This window comes from Spiroplasma melliferum KC3 (assembly GCF_000236085.2).
GTDB lineage: Bacteria > Bacillota_I > Bacilli_A > Mycoplasmatales > Mycoplasmataceae > Spiroplasma > Spiroplasma melliferum.
On sequence record NZ_AGBZ02000003.1, the window covers coordinates 14563 to 34992 of the forward strand.

The 20430-nt window shown below is 28.8% G+C and carries 14 protein-coding genes; 1 reads left to right on the forward strand and 13 read right to left on the reverse strand.

Annotated elements, in window-relative coordinates; genetic code table 4:
- Positions 1–41: 41 nt before the first annotated feature.
- Positions 42–398 carry a hypothetical protein gene (locus SPM_RS03960; RefSeq protein ID WP_004028303.1) on the reverse strand — a complete coding sequence of 119 codons (357 nt, stop codon included), beginning with the start codon at positions 396–398 and terminating at the stop codon, positions 42–44.
- 145 nt (positions 399–543) lie between these two features.
- On the reverse strand, positions 544–1281 hold the full coding sequence (gene tpiA / locus SPM_RS03965; RefSeq protein ID WP_004028304.1) for a triose-phosphate isomerase: 738 nt from the start codon (positions 1279–1281) through the stop codon (positions 544–546).
- Positions 1282–1391: 110 nt separating this feature from the next.
- Here tpiA and SPM_RS03970 point away from each other — a divergent pair, with 110 nt between their 5' ends.
- Complete coding sequence (locus SPM_RS03970; protein ID WP_004028305.1) at positions 1392–1748, forward strand: rhodanese-like domain-containing protein; 357 nt, start codon at positions 1392–1394, stop codon at positions 1746–1748.
- Here SPM_RS03970 and SPM_RS03975 read toward each other — a convergent pair.
- From SPM_RS03975 to SPM_RS04025, 11 genes are all read right to left on the reverse strand, one after another.
- Positions 1738–3156, reverse strand: a complete 1419-nt coding sequence (locus tag SPM_RS03975) for an APC family permease (protein WP_004028306.1) — start codon at positions 3154–3156, stop codon at positions 1738–1740. The genes SPM_RS03970 and SPM_RS03975 overlap by 11 nt on opposite strands.
- Before the next feature lie 67 nt (positions 3157–3223).
- Complete coding sequence (whiA, locus tag SPM_RS03980; RefSeq protein WP_004028307.1) at positions 3224–4159, reverse strand: DNA-binding protein WhiA; 936 nt, start codon at positions 4157–4159, stop codon at positions 3224–3226.
- Between the two features lie 67 nt (positions 4160–4226).
- Positions 4227–6617, reverse strand: coding sequence for a preprotein translocase subunit SecA (gene secA / locus SPM_RS03985; RefSeq protein WP_004028308.1), 2391 nt, complete (start codon positions 6615–6617; stop codon positions 4227–4229).
- Positions 6618–6749: 132 nt separating this feature from the next.
- Positions 6750–7988 (reverse strand): phosphoglycerate kinase, encoded by a 1239-nt coding sequence (locus SPM_RS03990; protein WP_004028309.1) that lies wholly within the window; start codon positions 7986–7988, stop codon positions 6750–6752.
- Positions 7989–8050: 62 nt separating this feature from the next.
- On the reverse strand, positions 8051–8992 hold the full coding sequence (gene trxB / locus SPM_RS03995; protein ID WP_004028310.1) for a thioredoxin-disulfide reductase: 942 nt from the start codon (positions 8990–8992) through the stop codon (positions 8051–8053).
- On the reverse strand, positions 8976–10181 hold the full coding sequence (locus SPM_RS04000) for a prolipoprotein diacylglyceryl transferase (protein WP_004028311.1): 1206 nt from the start codon (positions 10179–10181) through the stop codon (positions 8976–8978). Before SPM_RS04000 ends, trxB begins: the two co-directional genes overlap by 17 nt.
- Before the next feature lie 21 nt (positions 10182–10202).
- Complete coding sequence (hprK, locus tag SPM_RS04005) at positions 10203–11126, reverse strand: HPr(Ser) kinase/phosphatase (RefSeq protein ID WP_004028312.1); 924 nt, start codon at positions 11124–11126, stop codon at positions 10203–10205.
- Positions 11127–11165: 39 nt separating this feature from the next.
- A complete protein-coding gene (uvrB, locus tag SPM_RS04010; protein ID WP_004028313.1) occupies positions 11166–13130 on the reverse strand; it encodes an excinuclease ABC subunit UvrB in 1965 nt (654 codons plus the stop codon).
- Positions 13131–13230: 100 nt separating this feature from the next.
- Positions 13231–14739: a hypothetical protein gene (locus SPM_RS04015; protein ID WP_004028315.1), complete on the reverse strand. Its 1509-nt coding sequence runs from the start codon at positions 14737–14739 to the stop codon at positions 13231–13233.
- 13 nt (positions 14740–14752) lie between these two features.
- Positions 14753–16930: an ABC transporter gene (locus SPM_RS04020; protein WP_004028316.1), complete on the reverse strand. Its 2178-nt coding sequence runs from the start codon at positions 16928–16930 to the stop codon at positions 14753–14755.
- 11 nt (positions 16931–16941) lie between these two features.
- Positions 16942–20040: a hypothetical protein gene (locus SPM_RS04025; protein WP_004028317.1), complete on the reverse strand. Its 3099-nt coding sequence runs from the start codon at positions 20038–20040 to the stop codon at positions 16942–16944.
- Between the last annotated feature and the right edge of the window lie 390 nt (positions 20041–20430).

A 20430-nucleotide genomic window follows, 5' to 3' on the forward strand; every position in this document is an offset into this window, starting at 1 on the left:
TTTCAATTTTATTTTTTAATATTATTTACTTTATAATGTTACTAGTTTGTATCTTCTTTTACTAATAATTTAAATGTAACTTTAAATTCTCCGACAAGTTTTTTACCTTCGTGTGTTTGATTGTCGTCTTTAGGTGTGATTGTTGCTGTTGTACCATCAATTGAAATCACAATTTTATCTTTTAAATTAGGATATTCGCCTTCAATTTGTTTTTTAATTTCATCTTTAATCTTCACTTCATTAGTTTTATCTGTCTCTTCTAATTTTTCAAGGGTAAAGTCTTCTAACAATGTTTTTAAGTTTGTATCTTCTATTGATTTTTTAATTTGACAACTAACCATTAAGGTTGGTGATGTTACTAATCCTACTGTTGTTAATAGCATTAACAATTTTTTCATTCTATATGTTTCCTTTCCAATGTATTTTGACATAATAAAAGATTTTATATTTTCTTTTATGAAATCATTATAAAAAAAAAGCAATAAAAATTGCTAAATAATTTCATCAGTAATTAAGAATTAGTTTTCATTATTTTTTGATTAGTTATTTTACTAAACCTAAAAAAGTTTTTGGTTCTAAACTAGCCCCGCCAACTAAGGCTCCATCAATATCTGGTTGAGCTAATAATTCTTGAATATTTTCCGGTTTAACACTACCTCCATATTGGATTCGTATCACATTTGCTACCACTTCATCATAAAGACTAGCAATTTTTGCTCTAATTATTGCACAAACATTTTGGGCAATTTCAGCTGTTGCTGTTTTCCCTGTTCCAATTGCTCAAATTGGTTCATAAGCAATAACAATTGTTTTTGCATCTTCAAAATCAATTCCTTGTAATGCTTTTTCAATTTGTGTTTCAACAATTTGCTGTGTTTCATTATTTTCATATTGTTGCAATGTTTCACCACAACAAATAATTGGTACCATCCCTTTTGCTAAGATTTTTTTTGCTTTTAAGTTTACTGTTTCATTAGTTTCATTAAACATTTCACGACGTTCTGAGTGGCCAATAATAACATGAGTAATCTTTAAATCTTCTAGCATTTCAACTGAAATTTCACCAGTAAAAGCACCAAAATCTTCATAATGACAATTTTGCGCCGCAATAATTAAATTATGTGCATGTTGTTTTGCCACTGCTAAATTAACAAACGGTACCGCAATACCAGCATCAAGTTTTAAATCATGACAGACATGATCAACTTGTTTTAAAAAATCAATTGTTTCATTTGTTGTTTTATGCATTTTTCAATTTCCAATAATAATTGGTTTTCGCATTCTTCTCCCTCGTTTCTATATAACATTTTAATTATATACTTAAATTTTAACGATTTCTTAATAAAATATTAACTTTCTTAATGTTATAATGTTTTCAAAGAGGTGTAAAGATGTTTTTATCAGCATTCCAAATGAAATACAATACTAAATCAATTAAGAAACTACCAAAAATTAATAATTCAGAAAAATGATTAATTATTGATATTCGACCAAAAGAAGAATGAATTGAAAGTCATATTATTAATAGTATTAATATTCCTCATCATCTTTTCCGTTTAATTTATTCAAAAAAAGTAACTAAAAATAAAAAGATTCTTTTTGTTTCAAGTGCTGGTCATTCTCATTTAGATTTATACCGTTTATTAAAAAAGCATAATTTTAAAGTTTATATTCTTCTTGGCGGATGAAAAAAAGTTCATCAAACTGATGAACTTGATAAAATTCTTACTTATAATCCTATTGATTAACATTATTAATCAATGGGGTTTTTATTTTTATTTCACCAGCAGCTGGTGTTGCTTTATTTCATAATAACAATTCATTAATACCTCATATTATTAATGTTCCTCCAATAATAATTAACAAACTATATAAAGTTTTATGATTACTACTATAAGCAAAGAAATTATACATAATATAACCAATTGATCCTATTAGTAAGAAAAGAGAAAAACCAGCATAATAATACATTCCTTTTACTTTTGTTACTTCGACTCGTTTTGTATAACGATTAACACAAACAGCAATAATTAAACTGATATAGCACAGAAAAGCGGTAAAACTAACTGCATTGGAAGAAAGATCTAATAAATACATTGGATCGCCTACAACGCCAAGACTAAGTCCCATTAATACTAAATTGAAACAAACAGTAATTGTCATTTGAATTAAACCAATTTGTTGATAACTTAATTCTTTCTTTCCAATATAAACAAGATTTTCTTCTTGCACTGTATGTCCAAATGAAGGGGCAACAAAGGTTAGACCATTAATGCTCATTAATGCTGTTAACATAATAAATCACATTAAGATTTTTGCAACTGGACCACCAAGTAGATTTTTAAATAAGGTAAAAACGCTACCATCATTTGTTCCTAAAAATAACGAAATAACCTCTAAAATATAAAAAATAGTAATGAATAACATTGCAGCAAATAATGCCTTCGGAACAACATTTTTGTTAGAAACTTCTTTTTGCAATCCTGCAGCATAAATAAAACCATCAAATGAAAATAGTACTGGTAAAATCCCCATAAAGAAATTACCAAACTTTAATTCCTTATACTTATTAAAAACATTATTTTCAATTGGAGCAACAAAACCTATAACTAAGCTAACTATTAACGGGATAAATTTAATAAATGTTCCAATTGTTTGAACTCATTTCCCAACATTTCGTAAAAAAATATTTATTAAGTAAAATAAAATTAAAATAACAAGACCAACAATAATCGCAATTATATGTTGTGTTCCCTTACTAATGCTTTGCACTTCTAGTGCATCAAACATTGCATTAATACTAAAAATTGGGAAAAGACCCAATAAAATTGGGAAATAAAAAAAGATATAAAATAATGCTACTAAACTACCAACTTGCCGACCAATTAAAACATTAGCCCAAGATGGTAATGTACCATGTCCACTTTTAGTTTTTACTGATGTAACTTCAATAAAGACCATAATCATTGCCATTCCTAAAATCCCAACTAAAATTCATAACCCAATTGATAAATAAGGATTTTGAGTAAAATATAAAAGATGTCCTTCTGAAGTATCATTTTTTAAATAAATTCCAATTCCAATTGTAATTCCAATTGCTGTTGAAAAAACAGTTAAAAATTCAAAAAATTTAAGGTGCTTTTTAGGCTTTCCCATTAGTTTTTCCTCCATTTTTTAATGACCTATTTTTTAATAAAAAATAATAAATGAATTATAACATAAATTATTTTATATTTTCATAATATTTTTTCTTAATTTCACGGAATAAGTGGTTTACTCCAGATTTTGAAATCTCAATATTACTTTCATTTTCTAATAATGCTGACAAATCTTGTAACGATGCATCAGGATAAGCAATCCGTAATAAAGCTACTTTTTTGGTATTTTCATTTAGTTCATCAAACAAATCATGTTCAAGTAAATAATTAATCATTGTAACTTGTTCTTCTCCAGCTTTAATTGCTTTTTGTTGATTTGAAATTTCAATATTATTTAAACGATTAATACTATTAACCATATCCCTTGAAATACGAGTATTTTCAAAAGCTAATACACTATTAATTGCATCAATTAATTTCAAGAAATCTGAAACTAAAATTGATTTTTTTAAATAACAAACATAGCGATCATGACGCACAATTATCTTGAAAGGAAAATGAAATTTATGCAATAATTTTTGAAAATATTGTGCTGAAACTTCATCATTAAACTGAACTTCTAAATGATAATTACTTGTTTCTGGTGAATTAACACTACCACATGCAACAAAAATTCCCGCAATATAAGCCCGTTGTTGTCGTTCATTTCATTCTGATGGGATGGTAATAATTTTTTGATTAGTTTTTGCATCAAAAATTTGTAGATCTTTTAATATTTCAGTAGCTCGTTCTTTAATTCGTAAACTAAAAGTTTTGTTATTTTTTAATTTTGTACCTTGAATAATAATAATGTCAATTTTAACTTGATATAAATTTTTTAAAAACGTATAAATTGTTCGAATAATTAAATTACTAATTGAGGTTACTTCAAAGTTAAAAAAATGATTACTAATATTTAATGTCATATTATATTTAACAAAACCACTTAAAAAAGCTTTCTGGCACATTTGGTCAAATTCTTTTCTAACAATTTCCTCTTTTACTTCCAATGCAAAACTCATCTTTATCCTCCATTCTAATAATTTAATAATACAGAAAAACCACTACTTTAGCATAGTGGCTCATTAATTAACCTTTTTGTTTGAATTCTCGAACTTCTTGCTCTGAATCATAAAATGGGTCAGCTTCAATGTCACCATCGACTTTGCGAATAACAACATTTGCTAATTTAATTACAACTTCATGTGCAATTGACAATTGCATATGCTCAAATAATTTTGCAGCTTCTTCAACATAAGCGTGCAATGGATTTGTTTGAGCATAACTTCGTAAGTAAATTCCACTTCGTAATTTACTTGCTTGGTCAATATGTTTTGTTCAATAATCATCAAACGAAGTAATAATTGCATTCCGTTCAATTTGATTCATAACATCAGCAGGAACATCTTCTGTTCGTGCTAAATAAAATTCATACATTTTTGTTGCAACATATTTAGCAACTTCTTCACGAGTCATTTTTTCCATAGCTGCTTTATCTAAGACATTAGCTGCAACAATTTTATTATTAACTCCTTTAATTAAGTCATCATAATGAATGAATCATTCCCCATGCGATTCATTACCAAATATTTTTGTTAAATCATAAGCTGCAGAATATTGCATTTTTTTAATAATTGGTTTTAAATCAGTTGCTGTTAAAATTTGATCACGCCGCGCATACATAGCTTCACGATGTTGTGCTAAAACATTATCATAATCTAAAATATGTTTTCGTTGATCAAAATTCATCCCCTCAACTTTTTTTTGCGCATTAGAAATTGCTCTTGTTAACATTCGTGATTGAATAAAATCTGAACCTAACCGTGCAAAAATTCGACGCAAACGTTCACCACCAAAACGCATCATTAATTCATCATCCATTGCAACATAAAAACGTGAAAAACCAGGATCTCCTTGTCGTCCTGCTCGTCCTCGTAACTGGTTATCAATTCGACGTGCTTCGTTTCGTTCAACACCAAAAACAGCTAGTCCACCAATTTCTTTAACACCTTCACCTAATTTAATATCTGTTCCCCGACCAGCCATATTTGTTGCTAATGTAATAGCTCCTTTTTCACCAGCTTTTGCAATAATGTCTGCTTCACGTTCATGATTTTTTGCATTTAACATTTCAAATTTCAATTTAGCATTTCGCAAATAATGTGACACAATTTCTGAAGAATCAACTGAAGTTGTTCCAATTAAAATTGGTTGTCCCTTTTCATGCAAGGTAATAATTTCTTTCATCATTGCTTGCATTTTTGCATCACGATTTGCAAACATATAATCAGCTTCATCACGGCGAATTAATGGTCGATTAGTTGGAACTTGAATTACACGCATATTATAAATTTTAATAAATTCTTCTTCCTCTGTTTTTGCAGTACCAGTCATCCCACTTAATTTATTATACAATCGGAAAAAGTTTTGGTAAGTAATTGTTGCCATTGTCACTGTTTCTTCTTCAATTTCAACACGTTCTTTTGCTTGCAATGATTGTTGCAAACCATCACTATAAGCACGTCCTGGCATTAAACGACCAGTAAACTGATCAATTAAAATAATTTCATTATTTTGAACAACATATTCAACACCATTTTTAAAAACAAAATTAGCTTTTAAGGCATTTAAGATTAAGTGGTATAATTCAGTATTTTTAATATCAAATAAAGAATTAATTGAAAAAATCTTTTCTGCTTTAGTAATTCCTTCTGGAGTTAAATAAACTTGTTTAGTTTCTAAATCAATTTCAAGATCATTATCACGAGATAATGATTTTGCAAAATGATCAACTGCTTGGTATTGTGGTGTTCGGTTTTGTCGTCCTCCTGAAATAATTAATGGCGTTCTTGACTCATCAATTAAAATTGAATCAGCCTCATCAATAATGGCATAATTTAATCCTCGTTGGACTTTCTCACTGTAAACTTTTACCATGTTATCTCGTAAATAATCAAATCCTAATTCAGCATTGGTAGTATAAGTAATATCACAACTATAGGCTTCTCTTTTTGCATCTTTAGTAATATCACGAGAATTTAACCCAACTGTTAAACCTAAAAAGCTAAAAACTTGACCATTAATTTCTGAATCCCGTCTCGATAAATATTCATTAACAGTAACAACATGAACGCCCTTCCCAGTTAAAGCATTCAAATATGTTGGCATTAAAGCAGTTAAGGTTTTTCCTTCTCCTGTTTTCATTTCAGCTACATCTCCTTCATGAAGAACAATACCCCCAATTAGTTGGACACGATAAGCATGTAATCCTAAAATTCGACGAGCTGCTTCACGGGCAACAGCAAATGCTTCAATTAAAATATCATTTAATGATACACCTTCTGCTAATTTAGCCTTAAATTCATTTGTTTTTGCTTTTAATGCATCATCAGATAATGCTTGCATTGTTTCATCTAACGCCATAATTTTATCTGCTATTTTGCCATGTTTTTTTACAATTTTACGATCGCTAACTGCCATTTAATTATCTCCTCTATTCTATATAATTATAAACATTCATATTTATTCTATCATAAAAAATAATAGTTGGTATAGTTATTCCATTATGTTATGTTGCCACAAAAAAAACGACATTTTTGTCGTTTTATTATGTTATTTACTTTGAACAGCTTCAATTCCAGGTAGCGGCTTACCTTCCATATATTCTAAACTAGCACCACCACCAGTTGATATATGCGTAAACTTATCTTTATACCCTAATTGAATTGCTGCTGCCGCTGAATCTCCTCCTCCAATTAAAGTAAAGGCTCCTTTTAGTTCAGCAATTGCTTCACAAACAGCTTTTGTTCCAATACTATAATTTTTAAATTCAAAAACTCCCATTGGTCCATTTCAAGCAACTGTTTTTGCATCTGCTAATTCTTTTTTAAACAATTCAATTGTTTTGGGACCAATATCTAATCCCATATAACCATCATCAATATCAAAACCTGTTGTAACTTTTGCTGGAACATCAGCAAATTCTGGTGCTTCTAACGCATCAATTGGTAAAATAATTTTCCCTTGTCCTTTTGCTAAAAAGGTTTTAGCAATTTCAACTTTATCAACTTCTAATAATGAGTTTCCAATTTTGTGACCTTGTGCAACAAAAAAAGTATATGCCATTCCACCACCAATTAGAATCTTATCTGCTTTTGTTAATAAATGTTCAATTACCCCAATTTTATCTGAAACTTTTGCACCACCAATAATAGCAACAAATGGTTTAACTGGATTGTCTACGCCTTGTGATAACATTTTTACTTCTTTTTCCACTAAAAAGCCTAAACATGATTCAGCAATATTTTCTGCAATACCAACATTTGAAGCATGAGCACGATGTGCAGTTCCAAATGCATCATTAACAAAAACATCTCCTAAACTTGCTCAATATTTCCCTAAAGCAGAATCATTTTTACTTTCTCGTTTTGCCGCTGCTTTGCCCTCACTATCAACACTAATTTGACCATTACTATTAATAATGTCAGCAAAGCGTGTATTTTGAAATAAAATGACCTCTTTATTGTGCATTTCGTTAATAGCTTCTTCCAATTGTTTTCCTTCAAAGGCATTAATAAATTTAACTGGTTGTCCTAATTTTTGTTCTAATACCTTTGCTACTGGAGCCATATCACGTTTTTCTAAATCATCAGCTGTTTTAACTTTCCCTAAATGAGAAAATAAAATTACTTTTGCTTCTTGTGCTATCAAATATTTAATTGTTGGTAAAGCTGCAATAATACGATTATCATCAGTAACTTGACCATCCTTCATTGGCACATTAAAATCAACACGGACTAAAACTTTTTTTCCTTTAACTTGAACATCTTTTAATTCTTTTTTGTTTGTCATAAATCCTTCTCACTTTCTTTTTCATACTTATCCAATATATATCTTACCGCAAAAATAACTTTTTAATGACAACTATCAAGATATTCTAGCGCAAATTGAGCTGCTTTTGCCCCATCACTAATTGCAGTTGCAATTTGTCGTAATGTTGTATTTGTTACATCACCAGCGGCATATAATCCAGGCAATACTGTTAAACATTTATTATTAACAACAAAATAACCTTCTTCATCTAAAACCCCTAAGTTTTTTGCAAAATCACTAATTGGAATCGCCCCAATATATGTGAAAATAGCACTAACTGCTAAATTATCAATTTTGCTTGTTTTCACATTTTTAATAACAACTGTTGTCACTCGTTTTTCGGTCACATCCTTAATTTCAGTTACTATTGTATCAATAATAAAATTAATTTTAGGATGTGCTTTTACTTTATTAACAATATTATGATCAGCACGAAATTCAGCACGACGATGAATTAAATAAACTTTATTGACAAAACGAGCTAAATAAAGGGCTTCTTCCAGAGCAGCGTAGCCTCCCCCAACAACAACTACATCTTTTCCTTTATATAATGCCCCATCACAAACCGCACAGTATGAAACTCCATGTCCTTCTAATTCTAATTCGCCAGGCACTCCTAATTTTCGTTCAACTGTACCAGTTGCAACAATAACAGCTTTTGCTAATAAAAATTTTTTTGAAAATAACTCTAATTTAAATAAATTATCTTGTTTTGTAATGGTTGTTACACGATCGGCAATATATGGAATTTTTAATTTTTGCGTTTGGTCAAACATTTTCATTGCTAATTCATAACCTTGAATGCTATCAAAACCAGGATAATTTTCAATTTCACTTGTCTTTGTTACTTTTCCCCCGGGTGCTCCTTTTTCAATCATTGCAATATTTGCCATTGCTCGTGCAGCATAAATTGCTGCCGTCATGCCACCAGGACCAGCCCCAATAATTAAAATATCATATATTTCATTAGTATTGTTTTTCATATAATCATCCGCCTTTTCTTCATTTTATAACAGCTATCCATTGGGCAAATAATATTAAAATAATACCAATTACAATCATTAAACTAAGAATAACATAATCCAATGTTCGCATATTTTTTAAAAATAAATCATGATCATCTCGTTGTGTTTCTAAAATAATCCGAATTAAATTATAACCAGCAATATACATCCCAGTTTTAATTCCACAACGTAAAATTTTTAAACGATGAGGGTTTTCTATTTTTTCTAATTCTCGGACATCAGCTGTAAAAATTTGTTTTAATCGTGCACCATAATATTTCCAATGTGCTTTTATCACTTGTTTTTTTGTCATCTTATGTTTATTTTTAAAATAAACTTTTTTCAAATTTACTTGTTGTGATAAATTATTGACAAGCATTGGATCAGGTTTGATATCATAGTATCATTTTGCTCAAACACCTTTTCACGATAACTGCATAAAATCGGGTTCTTCTTTTTTAAACCGTCAATAATAACTATAACGAAATATTAATGGTAATGCAATCACAATTAAAAATCATAATAAAATATTAGCCAATGATTCATATAGAAAAATTGGTTGAAAATATTGCACATTATTAAAATCAGTTGGATTAACGGGATTTCCATTAATACCAATTGCCTCTGTTGGATGAAAATTATTTGGTACCGGAGTTGGAACATATCATTTAAATAAATTATCACGAATAAAACTTGGTAATCACATTAATTGTTCTCGAGCAATTGGTGCTCCTAACAACTCATGATTAAAAAAATTACCTCATCGTCCAATTGCCTGTGCTAATAAAATATTTGGAACAATTAAATCTGCATATACTCATAATGAAATATTATGCTTTCGTGATTCAAAACCAAATCAAATTCAACCTGTAATTAAACCAAAAATTAGCCCCCCATGAATGCTCATTCCCGGTTCTCAGAAGGCAAATAATGTAAAAAAGAAAATTGGATTTTTAACATCATATTTGCCAAAAAAACTGGCTCCCAATAACGCAATTGGAGTAATTACAAAAATTCCTCAGTAAAATCCTTGCGTCGGAATATCACGCTTACGAAAATTAACCCACGATAAAATAATGGTAATTGCAAAACCACAAAAAATTAAAAATCAATAAGGACGAAATCAATTTCCATAAGTATCATGGGCAATTCATGTTGCTAAATTCACACTATAAACTCCTTCTCAATTCTATTTTGAATATTCTTTAAAACGATCTTGTAAAATTTGCATTGAAGAAATTCCCGCTTCATCTAATTTTAATTTTGAAACTGCTGTCTCAACTAATTCACTAACATTACGCCCATATGTAACTGGAATTGTTACAATTGGTACTTTTGTATCTAAAATTTTAATATTCTTATATTTACTTCCTAATCGGTCAATTGATTTATATTGTTCATCATCTAAATGAATTAATTCAATTACTAAATCAATTTTTGATTCATCTAATAGCACTTGTAAACCATAAATTTTACTTAAATCTAAAATTCCTAAACCGCGAACCTCAATTAAATTTTTTAACATTTCATGGGATTGGCCATATAACCTATTATTTCGTTGCTGAACAATAATACGATCATCACCAACAAACAAATGATTTTTTTTAATTAATTCTAGTGTCATTTCTGACTTCCCAATTCCCGATTTTCCTTTTAATAAAATTCCTTTTCCAAAAACATTAATTAATGATGCATGTTCTTCTGTTACTGGTGCAAAATGCTCATCAAAAAATTCTAATACCATTTGATATAAACGACTTGTTGTAATATTGCTTGCACGAACAACTGGACAACTATGTTTTTCCGCAATTTCTAATAATAATTTATCAGTAAATTTTTCCGTTAAAATAATCATCGGAATGTTTTCATTTAAAATATACTCATAGCGTTCTCTTTTTACTGTTTCACTTAAGGTATTCACAAATAACTGCTCTTTATTTGATAACAAAACTACCCGACGATTACTATTATTTTTTTCAAAATCAAAACCAGCTAATTCTAACCCTGGTCGATTAAGACCATAAATTTTAATAGGTCGATTAAGACCATCGGCTCCAGCTAAAACCTCATAGCCAAATTTATCAACAATATCTTTTACAATAAATTTTGTCATTTCCAGTCCCTCCCTGTAAATTAATACTATCACAAATCATTATTCTGCTTCAATTTCAATAATAATATCGCGTAATTCTGCAGCTCGTTCAAAATCAAGTTTTTTACTTGCTTCATACATTTCTTTTCGTAAATCTTGTAGTAATCCTTCTTTAGCTGTTTTATATTCTTTTGATTTTTTATTTTTAATTTTATGTAATTTATCATCTTGCCGTTTAATATTAGTATAATCACGAATATTCTTAATAATTGTCGTTGGAGTAATATGATATTTCAAATTATATGCCGCTTGAATTTGACGTCGACGAGCAGTTTCTTGCATTGCTTTTTCCATTGATTCAGAAACAGTATCAGCATATAAAATAACATGTCCAGCAGCATTCCTTGCAGCACGTCCAATTGTTTGAATTAAACTTCGTTCATTTCGTAAAAATCCTTGCTTATCAGCATCAAGAATACAAATTAATGATACTTCTGGAATATCAATCCCTTCACGAATTAAATTAACACCAACAATGCAATCATATACTCCTTTTCGTAAATCCAATAAGATTTGACTACGTTCTAAAGTTTTTAATTCACTATGCAAATATGCAACTTTAACATTTTGTTCTTGTAAATAACTTGTTAAATCTTCTGACATACGAATTGTTAAAGTAGTAATAAAAACACGTTCATTTTTTTTGCGGCGTATTTTTACTTGCTCAATAATATCATCAATTTGTCCTACTGTTGATTTTACTTCTACTGTCGGATCTAATAACCCTGTTGGACGAATAATTTGTTCAACCACTTGGTTATTCACTAAACCTAATTCATAATCCCCCGGCGTTGCTGAAACATAAATAACATTTTTTAATTTTTGATTAAATTCATCAAAATTTAGGGGGCGATTATCTAATGCACTTTTTAAACGAAAACCATAATTTACTAATGTTTCTTTTCGACTTCGATCTGTGTTATACATTGCTCGAATTTGCGGTAATGACATATGTGATTCATCAATAATAGTTAAAAAATCTTCGCCAAAAAAATCAATCAAAGTATAAGGAGCCTCACCTTCTTCTCGTAAATCTAAATGTCGTGAATAATTTTCAATTCCAGAACATATCCCACTTTCACGGAGTAAATCTAAATCATATTCCGTACGTTGTTTTAAACGTTGTAACTCAACAATTTTTCCAGCCACTTCTAATTCAACTAAGCGAACCTTTAACTCTGCTTCAATGCGTTTAATTGCTTCAACTAATCGTTCTGGAGAAGTAATATAATCTTGCGCTGGAAAAATTGTTAATGTTGATAACCGCTGTGTAACATCACCAGTGATTCCATCAATATAAACTAAATCATCAATTTCATCACCAAACAAATCAATTCGAATAAATGTTTTAACATTTCAGCCTGGAACAATTTTAATCACATCACCTTTAGCACTAAAACTACCTGGAATTAATTCAATATCATTACGAACATATCCTGATGATACTAAAAAATTGGCTAAATCTTTTTTACTAATTTTTTGATTACGATTAATTTGTAAAAAAGATTTTTTATATTCATTTGGATCTTGTGCCCCATAAATGGCGGCAACAGAAGCTACGACAATAACATCTTTTCGAGTTGTTAAAGCATTAAAAGCACTTAACCGCATCATGTCTAATTCCATATTTTGGCGAGCATCTTTATTAATATATAAATCTTTTCCTGGTAAATAAGCTTCTGGTTGATAAAAATCAAAGTTTGAAACAAAATACTCAACACGATTTTCTGGAAACATTTCTTTTAACTCAACATATAGTTGCATTGCTAATGTTTTATTATGAGCCATCACCAATGTTGGCTTCTGATAATTTTCAATAACATTTGCCATTGTAAATGTTTTTCCAGTTCCGGTTGCTCCTAACAAAACTTGATGCTTTTTGTTTGCGAATAAATTGGTAGTTAATTTTTCAATTGCCCGTGGTTGATCACCAGCTGGTAAATAATTAGATGTTAATTTAAACATTATTTCACTACTCCTTTATAGTTTTGTTTTTCTTTAATAATTATATCAATCTTCCTTATAATTATTTTAAAAATAAAAAAGTAAAATCCCTTTTACTTTTTTATCCATTAGTAATATTAGCAACAGGAATGTCAACGCCAGCTCAATAAAGATCAATTGTTTCATTGGTTGTGAATTGCATTACATTAACTTTCATTTCATAACTACCTGTTACTTTTCCCCCGCTAGGTGTAACTGTCACAATATATTCTCCTTTTACTAACTCAGCACCAGGTGCTCCAGTTGGTTTTTGCTTAATTACCGTATTTAAAGAAATTCCAGCACGATATTCTTTTGGTAATCATTCCATAACAGCTGCTTTAACACTTTTTTCTAAGTCTTCTTCTTTGAAATTATTATTTAAAAATGAAGGGGCAGGAATTTTATTTGTAAACTTTGTTAAATCTAAATTAATCATTGGCTCACCAACAACCTTAACTGTAATTTGAATTTTTTTAGTAACACTTGTTGCTGTATTTGGTGCTGCAACAGTAACATTATATGCTTGTTCTAATAGTTTTTTTGTATCATCAGTTTCTTTTTCAACTTGATATTCAATCTCATCTTTTTTAACTGCTGGTGCTACTTTTCCTTCAATATATTGTTGAACAGCTTTTTTCAAATCACCGACAGTATTATTAACCGTTAAATTACTATTAAACCCTTTTGCTGAAATAGTTGTTAAATCAAATTTAAATTTACTTTGGTCAACAACATTAATACTAAAGTTCCCTGTTCCTTGCACTGTTTTTGCATTAGCTTTTGCTGTTAAGGTAAGTTCATAATTTCCAACCACTAATTTTTCACCCGAAGTACTACCAGTTGGTTTTGATTTGATAACTAATTCAATTTCATCAGGATTTACTTTAATATTACTTTCTTTATCTAACTCAGCAACAATAACATCTTTAATATTAGATTCACTTTCATTCGTTGTAAAATAATCCTTTTTTAATGGCCCAAAATCAACTGTACTTAAATCTGGCAAAACTGAATAACCATATTGATGAATCTTTGCTTTACCATTAATTTGATAATAACCCTTTAATGTTCTTTTTGCTTCTGCACTAGCTTTTGCTTTATTGACCATTGCGGTATCAATAAATTCTGCTGATGGTAATAAATTTTGAGATGTTTGAAACAATGTTCCATCAGCAGCAGGCATTATACGCGCGACTGCTCCATTAATACCTGTTGGCTTGTCCTTTTCATTTCCCAATAAAGTAACACTATAAACTGCAACTGCTAAAGAATTAACCGCAGCTGTCCCTTGGTCATAATTTGTTCATGGATTTCATAATTCTAACGATGGATAACGCATTCATTGATTTTGGGAAATGTTTTGATAATTATAATAAAATTTATTTTCTGCTGCTGAATCACCTTTCATATATAAAACGTTATACATTAGAAAGTTGTTAACTGCATTAATTACGGCTGGGGCAGCTGTTTTAGCGACTTGATTATTACCAGGAAAATCATCAAATGGATTAGTTTGGCATCCAATAACATTAATTCCAATTGCTGATGATAAAGAAAATGTTGTTAATAATGATAATAATTTTTTCATTTTCCAAACCTCCTTAATCAATTGAATTCCGTTCCATTTTTTTAATTTGTCTTTTACTTAGTTTTGTATAAGAATATTTTTCACTAATGTTAGTAAATAAGATTTCTTGAACTTTTTCTTTAATATCCTTTTTTTGATCTTTTGTTAAAATTAATAAAACACTTCTTTTATGTGCATATTCTGATGTAGAACTAACTTGAGCCATTGCTTTATAAATTACACTCATTCGCCGAGTGCCATAATGAGCTCGCAAGAAACGAATATGCAAAGTTATTAATGTCATTACAACCATGACAATTGCCATTGCTAGTAAAACTAAACAGTTTTTAATAATATCTGCTTGATAATATCATAATTGTCCTGCTCCAGAAGCAATTCCATAAATAATATTTCCCATATTATGCATCGCATAAGTAAACGGCATAATGTTTGATAATGCGTTATAGAATGGGTTTGACATAAAGGCTGGAAATAAAATTCATCCACAAGCAAAGTTAAACATTAGAACAACCATATTTAATACCCGCGATGATACTTCATCTGGAATTGCTAACCAAATCCCCCCAACAATAAAGGTGAAGATAAAGCCAACATATATAGCAAATAAATATAATAGTCAGAATGCTGATCCTAATTGTCAGAACCCAATTGGTAATAACATTAGTAATAAAATTGAAACTTGAATAAACATATTAACTTGCAAAATTAACATTTTGCATAAATAATGTTGATAAAATCTGGTGTTAGGTGTTCGCGATCGTCGATTATAAATAATTGTTGATGCAAAAATTCCAATAAAAGTAGCAATCAAAATAAATGCTTCTCCCAACCCAATTCCATACTGGCTATATTGTTTTCCAACTAAAGTATATGGCATTTTAAAAATATCAAGTAGATGTGAACCTGTTTCAGTAAAGCTTTTTGCTGCTGAAGAAAATTCAGGATAATTCATTTCTTTTCGTGCAAAAGAAACTTGTTTTGTATTTTTATCAATTTGAAATGCTGGGGGTGGGCTTGCAATACCAATATGAAATAAATCATTAACAATTGGCATTAAAGAGATTGGTAAAATTCCAGTTAAAAAACGATAAATTTCATCAGCAATTTTAGCATCAATATAATTTCCTGAAATAGCAACATCTAAAATATTTTTTAAAGCAATTGCTCTTTTTTGTACTGGAATAATATCAACTAAATTAATTCCCATCATTCCTGGAATTAATGATGGATCAAGAAATTCAAAAAGAAAACGATTAATATCTGCTTCTTGAATTGTTCGATCATTTGGTGTAGTTGATGTTGGAGGATAATAACTAAACATTGTAAATAATGTTGTTGCCATTAATTGTGGTAAAATTTGAGCACTTAAGGCCGTTGTTAAATTTGCGTAAAAGTTACTAATCATTCCACTAGCAAAATTTTGCCGGAATGTTCCTCAAAATGTAATTCGATTATTTATAAATCAACGTAATTCTTTAATAATTTGACCATTCAATTCTGTTGCTGGCAAAGTATGAGTTGGATCACCATCTTTACAAATATTATTGCTATCAAAACCATCAAAACAAACATAACTAGCTTTATTCATATTGACAATTAATGCTGCTAAATGTTGTGTGAATCCTTGTGGAATCCGAACTTGCACTCAGTACTTACTATCTAATTCGCTAACATTTTGCCCAGTATAACGAACATAATCACCTTCAACTTTTCCAACTTTTAAATCATAAGTAAAACGATTAGTATTTGGATTATAAAAATTTAATTTAGTAACTGCTTCATCAGTAATACTAGTATAGTAGCCAATCTTCCCAACCATTTTTGCTTGAGTAGTACAGTCGGTTTGATTATGAACAGTATAATCAAATGAAATTGCTTCTGCATTTAATAATGAATCAGTTCCATCTGTTGATGGTGGTAAATTTTTATCATCTTTATAAATCATACAAACATTAGCATCTTGATTAACAATTGCCATTGGGATTCTTTGCAAATTTTGATATGGATTAAAGAAAGCTCAAATATAGAAAAACCCATAAATAAAGGTCATAAAGCAGCCAACAATGGCAATTACTTTATTAAATGGTTTTTCAACAAAAAATGCACGTAATTCAGTTCTTAAAATTTGACTAAATTTTGGTTTAATTTCAACATTATTTTTCTTATTTACCTTGTATTCATCATTTTTCATTTAAAAGCCTCCTAATCGATTCCTTCTCGATTATCGTCATAAATATAATTTGTTTTTAGTTTTATTAATTCCGCATTATATTTTGCAAATTTAAATTTATTTGTAATTTTGTCTTTTTGTTGTTCAACGATTACACGTAATTCGTTTTCTAAATTGCCTATTTCATGATTAATATCCATAATTTTATTATTTATTTTACGAATTTTAATATTATATGATTCATCTTTTGTAATTTTTGATAATTTATAGTTTTTATTTTTTTCTGCATTCAATTCTTCCAATTGTCGTTTTAATTTCATAATGCGTTCTTCTATATGACGATTAACTTGAGTTTTATTTGCTTCTAATTCTTTAATATTATTAGCTAGGAATAATAATTTTTCTTGATAAATTGGAATTAATTTAGCTTCTGGTTTTGTTTCTTTTAAATGATTTAATTGTTCTTTTTCTAAGTTATATTGCACAATTAATTTATTAATTTTTTTATCATGTGGATTATCAAAAACAGTTCGCATTGTATTGCTATTTAATTCGTCAATTTTCTTTTGTAAATATGTTAGTTCTTGTCGTAATGTATAAACTTTTTTTAATTTTAGCTTTGAACTATGTTCATTAACTGTTCTTGATATAAACATATATTGGTCTTTTAATTCCTCATATCGCTCATTTAAAGCAGCAATCCGGACATAATTTGGATTTCTTTTTAACATTTCAATCTCTTTCCGTGCTACTGTAATTTTTTCTCCTAATGCTTCTAATTTTGTTTTTAATTTTTGTGATTTACGAATATCCTTAGCATCATTAGTAATTTCTGCTTTTTGAACTAAAACAACATATTTTTGTTTAATTACTTCAAAACGATTGCGATAAACATCACTTATTGCTTCTAATTTTTTGATTCTAACTATGGATGGGTCTTTATATAAAGAATTAATTTTATCTTCTAAATTTTTTATTTTTTGTTCACGATGTTTTTCATCAATATATTGTTTAATTAATAGTGAATATTCAACACTTAAGTTGTTAATAACACGACGACTTCTAACAAAATCTTTTGTTGCATCAATACTATCCATTGTTTCATAAATTTCTTTTAAACTAAATGTACCAAACATTTCAATCCGGCGATAAATATATGCTGTGCCTAAACCAATTCCTAAGAAAACTACTAAGAAAATCATTAACGCACCAAAACATCCTAAAATTTCGGTATTGTACATACTAATGATTCCCTCATTAGAAGCAATTCCATAGACAATATTGCTCATTCCAAAAATTGTGTATTTAAATGGCACAATGTAACTAATTGCTTGGAAAAAACCATTTTGTAAAATAACTGGGAAACTTCCACCTCCGGCAGTTAGATTAAAGACCGTATAAATAATACATAAGAACCGTCCAACATTATCATCTGGCATTGAATATCATAAAGCCTGGGTTATTGTTGTTAAGACGGTTGCGGTGACTATCATTCACATTAACATATAAACAATTGGTGAACCCAATTTGCCATAACCAACAGCCAATAATCCTAAAAATAATAACAATGTTTGAGCATAAGAAGTAATTAGCATTGTAAATCATTTTGAAAAATAATGTTGATATCATTTTGCATTAGGTGTATAACTTTTTTTACGATAAATAAAAGTTTGGGTAATTGCTCCAATTCATAATGAAATTGAAATGAAATATAATCCTAATCCATATCCATATGTTCCAAATTCATATCCTTGAATATGTCTATCAACACTTGTTGAACGTGACATATTATTTAAAAAGTATTGTGTTACTGATAATAATTTTGTTTTATACTCAGAAAAATAAACACGTTGTTCTCATCTTGGATCATCATTTGGATTTCCTAAATCTGGAAACATAATTTGAAATGCAAATGGTAAAATTTGTTCCATCTTAAGATTAATTGTTATTCCAATATTAATTGAAACAAGCACATCATTTTTAATATGATTAAACATTTTATTTACAGATTCATATAAAACCGGATTTTTTTCTTTTAAATGTTGTAATGCTTTATATAAATTTGATGGTTGTCCTGGTTTAACTCCAGGACAATCAGCCTTTGTTCCATCACAATCGTAATTTTTAATATTTTTTACAACTTCCATAATAAAATTATAAATATTTTTTGGAATAATATAATATTCACCAAAACGAGAACTACCACCACCATTTGAACTCTCACCATGGTCTTGCCGTGATGATAATCAGAACATTGTTTCTGGTGCTAATGTTGTTAAAATACTAGTTGCTAAACTTCCAAAACCAACTTGTAACATACTCATCATATTTCCAATCATAAAACTATGTTCATAAGTTGCTCAAAATTCCATTTTATTACTACTAAAATAATCCATTGTTTTAAAGAAATCATTTTCATCATCATCAGTAAAATTAGGCTCACCAATTTGTGCTAATCCCCGCATTAATTTATATGTATTTAAAGTATAATTAGTTGGGATTTTTAACTGCACTCAATATTTACTATTTGGTGTAAAGTTAGTTTCATCTTCTTTTAAATATTTAATTGTTGGGGTAATATCACCAATTGATGTTGTTAATGCTCTTGAATTTTCGTCATATTTATTATTATTAGTAATAACACTATCAATTAATGAAGCATAACGATAATTAAGTTCATATTTATTAGGGTCAAATGCTTCACTTTGATATCATTTACTAGCTTGGCCATTACATTCTTCTGAATTTTTTGCTTGTAAATAACCAACTTTAACCGCATTATCAATAAACTCTGTTCCACCTTTTGTATTAACATAGGCTACACAAGTGGCATTATCACGATTGACAATTGCCATAGGTACTTTTGAAATATTAGCAACTGGATCTCAAACTCCAGTAATACAAATAATTCCATATAAAAATGACATAAAACAGATTAGTAAAAATCTTAATAAATGTTTTTTATCACGGGCAATTGAATTATACAATTCTGTTTTAAAAATACTTCCAAATGTTGCACGATCATATTTAATGTTATTGATATTTTTCTCAGTTTCAGACTCAACAACTTTGTTTTGGTTTGCATCATCGCCATTCATATTTTCACTAATTTCTTTTTCGTTGTTGTTCATATTCAAATAACCCCTTTATAAAAAATACACTGACTTATAAATGATATCACAAAAAAAGTTATTAATCAATAAAATAAATTAGGTAAAATGATACACGATATAAATATAAAATACAAGAAAATAAATAATTAATTTTAAAATTTATAATTATGAATGAATTTTTATGACAATCAAATTTAATGTTATTTTAAAAACTATTTTTTATATTTTATGTTCAGACAATATAATTTTAATTTGAAAGTTTGCTTATGTTTTCATTTATTCAAGAAGATACGAATTATTGGCAGTAGGCTTAATAATTAATAGGAAAATAATAAAACTTATTTACTTTTTATTTTTTAAAGTTAAATGTTATAAAAAAGTTTGCATTCCTTCCAGTTAAAGAGTGCA